9 protein-coding genes are annotated in these 9634 nt (G+C 55.0%); 1 reads left to right on the forward strand and 8 read right to left on the reverse strand.

The genetic code is table 11. The features are described from left to right. Positions 1-89 precede the first annotated feature (89 nt). The 6 genes from L248_RS07315 to trhA all read right to left on the reverse strand — a co-directional run bounded on the left by L248_RS07315 (position 90) and on the right by trhA (position 7517). The gene (locus tag L248_RS07315) at positions 90-1979 is read right to left on the reverse strand and encodes a DUF2325 domain-containing protein (RefSeq protein ID WP_040535476.1); all 1890 of its coding nucleotides are present in this window, start codon (positions 1977-1979) and stop codon (positions 90-92) included. Between the two features lie 90 nt (positions 1980-2069). After that, positions 2070-3413: a PFL family protein gene (locus L248_RS07320; protein WP_022529516.1), complete on the reverse strand. Its 1344-nt coding sequence runs from the start codon at positions 3411-3413 to the stop codon at positions 2070-2072. A gap of 10 nt (positions 3414-3423) precedes the next feature. Next, positions 3424-3690 carry an ACT domain-containing protein gene (locus tag L248_RS07325; RefSeq protein ID WP_040535479.1) on the reverse strand — a complete coding sequence of 89 codons (267 nt, stop codon included), beginning with the start codon at positions 3688-3690 and terminating at the stop codon, positions 3424-3426. A 277-nt stretch (positions 3691-3967) separates the two neighbouring features. After that, positions 3968-4543, reverse strand: a complete 576-nt coding sequence (locus L248_RS07335) for a hypothetical protein (protein ID WP_022529518.1) — start codon at positions 4541-4543, stop codon at positions 3968-3970. Between the two features lie 416 nt (positions 4544-4959). Next, positions 4960-6348 carry a hypothetical protein gene (locus tag L248_RS07340; protein WP_022529520.1) on the reverse strand — a complete coding sequence of 463 codons (1389 nt, stop codon included), beginning with the start codon at positions 6346-6348 and terminating at the stop codon, positions 4960-4962. Between the two features lie 518 nt (positions 6349-6866). Then, positions 6867-7517: a PAQR family membrane homeostasis protein TrhA gene (trhA, locus tag L248_RS07345; protein ID WP_022529521.1), complete on the reverse strand. Its 651-nt coding sequence runs from the start codon at positions 7515-7517 to the stop codon at positions 6867-6869. A gap of 291 nt (positions 7518-7808) precedes the next feature. Here trhA and L248_RS15155 point away from each other — a divergent pair, with 291 nt between their 5' ends. Continuing rightward, complete coding sequence (locus L248_RS15155) at positions 7809-8741, forward strand: helix-turn-helix transcriptional regulator (RefSeq protein ID WP_051999903.1); 933 nt, start codon at positions 7809-7811, stop codon at positions 8739-8741. A gap of 105 nt (positions 8742-8846) precedes the next feature. On the opposite strand, the gene L248_RS07355 is transcribed toward L248_RS15155, so the two are convergent. Then, the gene (locus tag L248_RS07355; RefSeq protein WP_040535485.1) at positions 8847-9197 is read right to left on the reverse strand and encodes a type II toxin-antitoxin system PemK/MazF family toxin; all 351 of its coding nucleotides are present in this window, start codon (positions 9195-9197) and stop codon (positions 8847-8849) included. Next, positions 9197-9469, reverse strand: coding sequence for an AbrB/MazE/SpoVT family DNA-binding domain-containing protein (locus tag L248_RS07360; RefSeq protein WP_022529524.1), 273 nt, complete (start codon positions 9467-9469; stop codon positions 9197-9199). The genes L248_RS07355 and L248_RS07360 overlap by 1 nt, the downstream gene beginning before the upstream one ends. Between the last annotated feature and the right edge of the window lie 165 nt (positions 9470-9634).

Consider the following 9634-nt stretch of genomic DNA (forward strand, 5'->3'; position numbering starts at 1 on the left):
ATCGCGTACACTTTTCTCACCCCACAAAAACAAGACTGGACCAGAATTCACACGGTGAATCCTAGTCCAGTCTTATTTCTATCTCAACCTTATTCGTTCACCGCACCCGCAGCTTCCACGCTGCCGGTGTCCTGCATGCTCACCGACCGGGCCGGCAAACCGTTGACGGCCCGGTAAACGGCACGCTCGACGTTGACGATAGACAGGGTGTTGGCCACGGCGAAGGGCCGGTCGTACTGCTTGGCCAGGGCCACCGCCGTCTGGGTGGAATGGTGCGACGCCGCCGTGGGAATGAGAATCACGTAATCGGCGTGGCGAATCATTGTCGGCAGCTGACTGTAGGCATTGCTCTTGGCGTCAAAGTGGGTCAGGCGGCCGTTATGCTGCTTGAGCATCGCCACCACGTTGCCGTCGTGTTTGGGCGCCCCGACGATCAGAACCGTGCCGCCCTTCAAGTCGTAATCCAGGGTCACTGGCTCCGGCTCGGTCTGGGGGGCCGTCGTTTTCTTGACGGCTTTCTTCGCCGGTGCCGGCTCCGGCTTGGTCACCAGCGGCGCACTTTCTTCCAGCGGATGGATCCAATAGATCTTCCCCGCCCGCGGGTCTTGGCCCTGGTACCAGGCAAAGTCCACCAGCTGCCCGGCGTGGAGCAGCGGGTAGCGGTGCGGATCGACGACGAACGTGAAGGTCTCGCCGTTGCTCGGATCCACCAGCGGGGCCTGGGTGTAAGCGTGGCGCAGCACCAGCTGACCATTCTCGTCCTCTTCGGCGGGAATGTACGTCAACCGGTAGATATGGTCATGATACGTGGGGTCGGCCGGCTTCAGGATCTTGAAGAAAGGCGTGTCGTCCCCTTCCTTGGGCACGATCTCCACGGTCTCGCCGCCCACCAGGTGCAGCTTGCGCACCAGCGACTCACTGATGTAGCGCCCGCCGGCGGTCGCCCCGGCCAGCTTGCGCTCCACCAGGGCTTGCGGATTGGCCGCCGGCTTACGGGGCGGTGGGGTGGGCCGGGTGATGCTGGTTAGTTGAAAGGGCTTAGTCTCCTCCGACTTCAAGGGTGCCGGGTGCGGCGCAGTACCGCTGGGCGCATCGCCGCGTTTAGCCGCCAATGCCGTGCGCGCCTTGGCGGGGGCATCGTCGCTGCCGTCGTCCCGATCGTTGGCGTGGGTCGCGTAGGTCATGGCCGCTGCCAATTGGGCATCCGTCATCGTGACATCCTTGCCCGGATCATAATCGGACAACACATTATTCTTGATGTACGTGAACAACGGCAGGTCGAATTTGCGGGTGAAGAAAAGCGTCCGCTGCATATCCCGGGGGAAGCGGTGCTCCGTCCGCTCTTCCACGATGTCGACGATTTGCCGTATGGTTTTCGCCATCAACGGCACTTGCAGGAGCAAAGCGTTGAAGGACAGGTCGTGAATCGTCGGCCGCGGGGTCACTGGCGGCGGTAGGGGCGGCGGGGTCGTATTATCCGTCGGGGCATTAGCGTAAGTGCGGTTCGCTTCCACCGGCGGCGCCGCCGGACTCGCGGGAGTGGCCGCCGGTGCCGCTGAGCTTGATCCCGCCGGTGATTGCGCTGGGCCGGCCGCGGGCTGCGTTCCTGCGGATTGGTCTGACAACCCTGCCGTTTTGGCCTGGTCCGCGGTTTGATTCGGTGCCGCCGCTAGTGATTCGGCGGGACTGGCAGCGGCCGGTGTACTTTCCGCTGGCCCGTCTTCTTTCCCGGCCGGCCGTGCCGGTGCGGCCGGCATCGGGTTGGGGGTAGGTGCCGCCGGCTTTTCTTCCTTCATCCGATACACCGGAATGGCGGTCTCTTCCGGGCCTTCGTCCAACCGGTCGCGCAACTGGGTCAGTGTATATATCCCCAGACTGTGCAAATAGGCAGCCATCCGTCGATCGGATTCGGCCTGCAATGGCTGGAGTTTTTCCCGTAAGGCTAGAATTTGCTGGTCTAAGTCATCTGGTCTCTCCATTTCAAATCACTCTTTCTAGTATCGCTGCGATGGGGAATTAATAACCTCCCCTGACATGATACATACGCAAGAACATGACGAATCGTTTGATTAATTTTTGAATGAATGAATCGGTGCGGGAATGTGCCCGCCCCGGGCGATGAATTGGGCCGAAGACGCCGGGTTGACGGCCATCACCGGGGCTCGGCCGAAGATGCCGCCGAATTCCACGGTGTCGCCGACCTTGCTGTCGGGCACGGCAATCAGGCGGACGGCGGTGGTCTTGGCGTTGATCATGCCGATGGCCGCCTCGTCGGCGATCATCCCGCTGATGCTGCTGGCGGGGGTGGAACCGGGAATGGCGACCATATCCAGTCCCACGGAGCAGACAGCAGTCATGGCTTCCAGCTTTTCGACGGTGATCTGACCAGCCGCCGCGGCTTCAATCATGCGCCCGTCTTCAGAAACAGGGATGAAGGCGCCGGACAAGCCGCCGACGCGTTCTGCGGCCATGATGCCGCCTTTCTTCACTGCATCATTGAGCAGTGCCAGGGCCGCGGTGGTCCCGGGCGCACCGACGGAACCTAAGCCCATCGTCTCCAAGATCTCCGCCACGGAATCACCAGGGGCCGGTGTGGGCGCGAGGGACAAGTCAACAATATTGAAGGGCACGTGCAGCCGTTCCGCCGCCACCTTGCCGACAAACTGGCCCATCCGAGAAACCTTGAAAGCCGTCTGCTTGATGGTCTCGCAAACCTGGGCAAAGTCCGCATGGGGCACCTGCGCCAAAGCCCGCTGAACGACGCCCGGGCCCGAGACACCGGTGTTGATGGCCGTGTCGCCCTCGGAAACACCCCAGAAAGCACCGGCCATGAAGGGATTGTCCTCCACCGCATTGCAGAACACGACCAGCTTCATGGCGTTGGTCGCCCCGGTGGCACTGAGGTCCTTGATCACCTGGCCCATGGTCCGCACGGCATCCATGTTCAGCCCGGCCTTGGTCGACCCGATATTCACCGACCCGCAGACCCGGTCGGTCATGCTCAGGGCCTCCGGGATGGAGCGCATGAGCAGCTCGTCCGCCGGGGTACTGCCAGACTGAACCGTGGCGGAATAACCGCCGATGAAGTCCACGCCCAGCGCCTTGGCCGCATCGTCCAGCCGGCGGGCAATCAGCCGGAAGTCCGGATGCGGATCAGCACCGGCGAGCAAGGCCACCGGGGTAATACTGATGCGCTTGTTGACGATGGGGACCCCGTATTCGGTCTCGATGTCATCGGCCACCTGGACCAGGTGAGCGGCCTTCTTCATAATCTTGTCGTACACCCGCTCGGCTGTGGCCCGGGTGTCGCCGGTAATGCAGTCTAAGAGAGAAATGCCCATCGTGATGGTGCGAATATCCAGCTTTTCTTCACTGATCATCTGAATGGTATCAATTATCTTCTGCTTCTCCATGGCAGCGCTCCTATAACGACGACATGGCGTCAAAAATCTCTTGGCGCTGAATGCGGATGGTGAGATCTTGGCTGCTGCCGAAGTCGGTCAAGGCCTGTTGAATAGCCTTGAAGTCGGCATCGGCGGGGAGCGCGGCGAGAAGCATCATCGTGAAACTGTGTTCCATGATCGTCTGGGAAATATCCAATATATTGATGTTCAAAGCAGCCAGCTTGGCGCTGACGCCGGCAACGATGCCGACCTTGTCCTGGCCGACGACGGTAATGATGGCGTGCATAAGATCCACTCTTTTCTTAATGTGTTGGTGACAGTGTTGGTTATCCGTAGCAAGCAGTTGACGAGCGTATTCGGCTACCTCATCGTCCGAGTCATTTTGCCACTGCGGGCGTTTAGACCGCAATTGATCATAATCTGGATCACCCGGAAACAGATAGCCGAGTTGGTGTGCAACTTCCGTTATCTGCTCATCGGATAAAAGGTGATCAATTTCTTCATGGGAGAATTTGCCAAAACCTTTTGGCACTCTTTTACTGGTCATTTTTACAGCCGCCCTTCTAGATCAACCTCAAGTTTGAGATGGTTTCGAGTCGTCGAACGCATATTTCTCGGCCGTTTGCAAAATTACTTGACCGGGACACAAATGGACTGTACGTGTCCATCTGGAAAACCGCGTAATCATGAACAAGTCTCTTTTGAATCAAGTATTCGATTAGCCAGCCATCTTCGTTATCTCGGTAGCTTGCCCCAGGTGAAAATGGCATACGAGCATGGATGTATAATCCCAGTCGTGCTTTGAGTTCGACGAAGTTGTCATATGGCTGGTAATCTGTGAAATCACAGACATCGTCTTCGTATACATCCACTTTGAATTGTACAACAGCGGTCTTAGGCTTGCCATACTTTGGCCTGTTCGACCAAGGTTTTAGGCGGTGCATGTCGGCTTTCAACGCCACATACACAGCAGCGTTATATTCCGCAGTCGCAAAGGGCCTGTCGGTTGCTTGGATATAACCGTAGACCCCACTTCCTAAATCTCCGGTCCAGCGGGGAAAGTGATCCGCACTGAATCCGTATTTCACTATTTCTCGGGCATTGGTGAAGCTCGTGCCGTGGTATCCAATGATTAACATACTCGTCCTGCTTTGCGGTGATTACGCACAATATTAGATACGTAAATTGGGGCTCAATTTAAACAGAACTGCACGCATTTTTTCGTCAATTCTCTATTCTGGATAAGTGAACCGCCAGAACACCAGTCTCGACTTTTCTAGTCGTGCAATCCCTTACTTCTCATCTTTCTTTGCTATACTGTTCCCAGGTACAGTAGGAAATAATGTAGACAAACGTAGGCACTGCCTAAATCATTACGGGCGCTACTGCTCGCCCAATCTCAAAACACGTGACGACAATTCTTAGTATCGCCCACGCCCATGGTGGCGCCCAGGGTCAACGCTTTGGCGAATTGCCGCTTATGTTTTGCTGAAACAGGAACCGGTTGGACTGACGGCATCTACCAGTGCCGCCACTCTCCGTATGCGAAACAACGTTACTTCTTGGTTTTGACGAGTTTGTCGGTGAAACCTTGACCCTTGCGGCCAATCACATAGCTGGCGGCTTGGTGCCGGTTCAGCCCTTTCTTCTGGCCATACTTCTGAATGCCAATCTTGCTCGTGTTGTAGGCGGGGACGCTGATGACCTGGACGGCGTGCCGGTAGGCAATGTTGTCTAGCCAGAAGCCATACAGATGGTCACCGAAGGAGTGCACCATGCGGTGATAAGCCTTATCTTTGCGTGATGTCCCTGTCACGCTGGCGCGGGTATTCGTGAAACTCAGTTTTTCCTTGATGATGGTCTTGTTCTTGCTGACGGCTAATTCCACGATCGTGTGCAGCTGCTGTTGCAGCTCTGTGCGAAACTTGTTGCTGTCCTGGCCCATGTGGGGCAATGGGTATTTTCGGAAACCCAGGATATTGCCGGTAGCGTTGGTCTCACATAACTGGATGAACCCATAGTTGTAATCCAACCCCAGAGTGCCCTGGCTGGTTTCTGTCACTGGTGCATTCATCATGGTGAAGACGATTTGCAGATAGTAACGGTTCCTATTCTTCTTTCGCTTTCGGATGATCCGAATGGTCAGCGGACTGGTGTGTTCCGCTAGAATCTCATTCAGGCGGTCTTGCTGGTACTTGATCTTGAGGTGCTGGATGACGTAGTACTTGTCTTCTGGGGTGCTGTACTTTAGGCCTTTGCGTACCTTGAGAGAATACGTATCGTCCTCCGCATGGTACGTCAGCTGAGCTTTTTGATTCCCTGCGGTTTCGTCCTGGGCACCGACGTAGACGACTTGGTTATTGCGCTGCGCTTGGTACGCATGGAGCGCTTGCTTGCGGTGTTTGAACTCGTGCCGCCGGGGATGGGACAAGCCTTTGAATACTTTGCGGGTCCCGTAACACAGCTTGATGTTGCCTTGATCCAGCCGCTCTTGGGCGGTCTGGTTCTTCTGAACTAACCGATTCAGCTTGCACTGCTTGTGATAAATGCTCTCTAGAAAACGCTTGGCCTGCGGGTAAGTGGCATCAAAATAGTTGTTCTTGGCGGCTTTCTTCTTCATTTTGAAGATCTGCTCGCGCAGTGCTTTGATCTTAACGGCTCGCTGCTTGATTTGTGTTTTCGCCAACTCTTTGCCAGCTTCGATACGGCCCTTCGCCGTCTTCAAGGCACTGTTGACCATGCGGGCATCCGCTGAGAATTGAGTTTGATAGTGGCTTTTGTTCTTCAGCTCCTTCATGTCACCGCCGTTCTGTAAATCGTAGGTTGCGCGGTGGGCGATGGCGTTGAAGTCCGTAAATTCACGGGAAAACTGCCGGCGGTCAAAGTTGGGATCATCGATGACTGTCTCGATGGTGTAGGCGTGGGGATCAATAGTCTCGGGCATCAGGGATTCAACTCACTTCTTGATTGTCGAGGGAGGCAACGTTTCAAGTTTTCTGGTAAGAATGTGAAAGTGGCGATGGCACTGGCGGAACACGCTTAGTTCAGGCATTAGAACGTATGTTTTATCTCTGCTTTCAGTATAACAAACGGGTCTCACAGCCCGTAACCGTTTTCCACAAAGAATTTTCGGAATCATTGGTTGAGAATACACGTTTGCTTTTGTTAAGGACATTAAACCCGGCCTTGTTTATAGACAAATAGGTCTGATCTTTACATTTGCCTATGAATCAGTACAACTGTTGACTACACCTAACCGATCAGCCAAAATAAGAGACTCAGTACTTTGCTGAAGCAATACACGTGCCCAGTCACTTTCCCGGGCGAAACGATTCGTCCCGCGTCATCACAGTATTTTTAAAAGAACATACTAAAAAAGCCGCAGTGCAGAACGCTGCGGCTTTTCTGAGCCTTGGTTGAAAAACGGCAACGCAGTACTGGTGCGTTCTCCGTACCATTTTTTCACACCAGCCAATAAATTGACACGTACATCAGCGTGCTCGCAATAATCACCATAAAGTGCCAGATGAAGTGGCCTTCCTTGAGCATCTTCATGCTGTAGATACCGGCGCCGACGGTGAAAACCACACCGCCGGAGACGAGGAACCAGAAACCGACCGGGCCGAGGCTGTGCCAGAGCGTCGGGGCTGCGGCGATGCACAGCCAGCCCATAATAATGTAGAGCATGGTCTCGATGTTCTGGTGGGGATTGCCGCTGACGATGTGGATGACGATGCCAGTGATGGCACAGAACCACTCCACCGCCAGCATCACCCAGCCGGTCACGCCGCCGATGGCAATCAGCGTGTAGGCCGTGTAGGTCCCAGCGATGAAGAGATAGATGCCGGAGTGGTCAAGGATCTGGAATAGCCGGGCGGCCTTGGTGAACGCCAGGGCATGACAGAGGGTGGAGGCGAGGAAGAGGTTCAGCAGTGTGATGCCGTAAATCACCAGTGCCGTCATCTCCAACGGACCGGCATGGTGACCCGCCGCACGCAGCCAAAGCGCCGCCACCAACCAAATACTGACCAGGAACCAGACGCCATGGGAAACAGCGTTTTTCACTTCGTAATGGATCTGGTAGCGAGATACGTGATGATTTTGGTTTTCCAAAATGTTGCCACCTCCGACAGTTTGTCACACACCTAGATTTCAAATCTACGTCATCTATTATGATAGCCGCTTGGCCACGAAATGTCTACGGCCGTTAGTACTTCTTATCTACTTTTTGGGCAGCTGACCCACATTGTAATGCCGCCACGGTGCGCTTTCTCTCTTCTCAAGTAGCGGTTGAGCCGGCCGCTCAAGCAACGCTTGATAGGCAAGCCGGCGGGGCTGCGGTACATTATAGCCAACAGCCGTTGGCCAACCGCTGCACGACAAATGAAGAAAGCTGGAATTCTCATGATTATCTTCGATGCCAATCGGATCGGCAAGAAAATTGCCGCTGCCCGGAAAGAAAAGAACATGACCCAAAACGACCTCGCCGACCAACTCGGTGTCAGCTACCAAGCTGTCAGCAACTGGGAACGCAGCCGGTCGCTCCCTGATATCGACAAATACGCCGACCTCGCCCGTATCCTGAACCTGGACCTCGACGACCTGCTGAATAGCCAAAACGCTCAGCATACCATCCAGATCATTCAGGACGACGATGCGCCATTGGACGCTGATACACTGGCGGAAGCCGCCCCGGTGATGAAGCCGGCGCAAGTCGACGAAAAAGCCGACGATGCCGACCTGTCGGCGGTGCACTTGAAAGATATTGCTCCCTTTCTCTCCAACACAATGGTGTTCAAGCAACTGATGAAGCACCGGGACGATCCAGACTTTCTGAAGCTTGCCCGGGAAATGGCGCCGTTTTTGGCTGACGAGGACCTCGCCAAGATCGTCGACAAATACGTCGTACCCGGTCTGCCGGCCACGATGGACACGTTGAAGAAGTTCTTGCCTTTCCTGCCGGACGAAAAGAATGACGCCCTCCTGCGGCAGATCTGGACAGATCCCCAGGTGGATGACCGCGCCAAGCAGAAGTTCTATCCCTTTGTCAGCAGCAGCGTGCTGAAAGAACTGCTGGCGCAGACACCGGACGACACCGCCGCGGTGATCAAGGCCGCTCCTTTCTTAGATGACGCCGACATTCAGGCGTATTTCCAGGCCTGGCAGCAGGACACGGCAAAGGCTGCCGCGCTAAAAAAACTGGCTCCCTTCGCTGCCAGCAGCACCATCGCGGATTATATCCGCTATCTGCTGCATAGCGGTGCCGACAAAGCCGCCTGGCACCCGTTCTTGCAGTTCCTGGATGACGATGACTTGCTGTCGCTGGGGAAAGACTAACAAGAATGCATCATCAAGAACCATTTTGTCTGAGCATAAGCCAAAAAGGCTCGAACGGATGTTTGTTTTCCGCCCGGGCCTTTTTTCCTGCTCTCGACCGCTAATCTAGAAAAAGTGCTGGAGTCCGTCAGAAATCTGCCGCATGGCACTCTGACTAACAACCCCTGTCACTTTCCCATCGCTGCGTTTTGTTAAATCAACTGACCGAACGTGCTGCAGTAACGCAGTACCAGACACTTTACCCGCCTTGACTTGGATGAATAGTGGTGAGTCACGATAACGATCTTCTTCAACATACTTGGCAGAAGAGCTAATGGGCACAACAATGACGGTATTGAAATATCTGTTGTAATCATCGTTGCTCACCACCACGCATGGTCGATTCTTTTTTTGTTCGTTCCCCTGCGCAGGATCCAGGTCGACGTACAGCACGGTGCCTTGGGGGAATGCCCTCATCAGTCGATCACCTCGCCGCCAACGTCAGCGCCCCAGTCGACTTCAGGAGTCGACAAATTTCCATACTGTTTTTCCTGCTCGTGGACGACTGCCCAAAAAGACGGCTTCTTTTTGGGGGTAATCGTAATCGATCCATCACTCTGGAGAATAAACTGAAGCTCGTCGTGTTCCCCAAGATGCAGCTCCGTCCGGACCGACTTGGGCACGGTGATTTGGTTCTTGGTGGTGATTTTAGCCGAAGCCAGTATCTTGCGCTTGATCGTACTGTCCATTGTCTTCGCTCCTTACTAATTCCTTACGTTTATTATACCCGCTAGACTCATCACGATTCAACTAAACAACCTGAGCCCGCTGGTGCCCGCCAAATAGCTGCACCAAAAAAGGGACTGGGACAAAATTCTCCCTCGACGCCGTGCCAAAGCTCCGCAAGCTCCGGC

This window comes from Schleiferilactobacillus shenzhenensis LY-73 (assembly GCF_000469325.1).
Lineage (GTDB): Bacteria > Bacillota > Bacilli > Lactobacillales > Lactobacillaceae > Schleiferilactobacillus > Schleiferilactobacillus shenzhenensis.

What these genes read in the sequence shown, in the direction of transcription:
- L248_RS07315 (WP_040535476.1), bottom strand. Translation starts at nt 1,979, where the DNA reads ATGGAGAGACCAGATGACTTAGACCAGCAAATTCTAGCCTTACGGGAA.
- L248_RS07320 (WP_022529516.1), bottom strand. Translation starts at nt 3,413, where the DNA reads ATGGAGAAGCAGAAGATAATTGATACCATTCAGATGATCAGTGAAGAA.
- L248_RS07325 (WP_040535479.1), bottom strand. Translation starts at nt 3,690, where the DNA reads ATGCACGCCATCATTACCGTCGTCGGCCAGGACAAGGTCGGCATCGTT.
- L248_RS07335 (WP_022529518.1), bottom strand. Translation starts at nt 4,543, where the DNA reads ATGTTAATCATTGGATACCACGGCACGAGCTTCACCAATGCCCGAGAA.
- L248_RS07340 (WP_022529520.1), bottom strand. Translation starts at nt 6,348, where the DNA reads ATGCCCGAGACTATTGATCCCCACGCCTACACCATCGAGACAGTCATC.
- L248_RS15155 (WP_051999903.1), top strand. Translation starts at nt 7,809, where the DNA reads ATGATTATCTTCGATGCCAATCGGATCGGCAAGAAAATTGCCGCTGCC.
- L248_RS07355 (WP_040535485.1), bottom strand. Translation starts at nt 9,197, where the DNA reads ATGAGGGCATTCCCCCAAGGCACCGTGCTGTACGTCGACCTGGATCCT.
- L248_RS07360 (WP_022529524.1), bottom strand. Translation starts at nt 9,469, where the DNA reads ATGGACAGTACGATCAAGCGCAAGATACTGGCTTCGGCTAAAATCACC.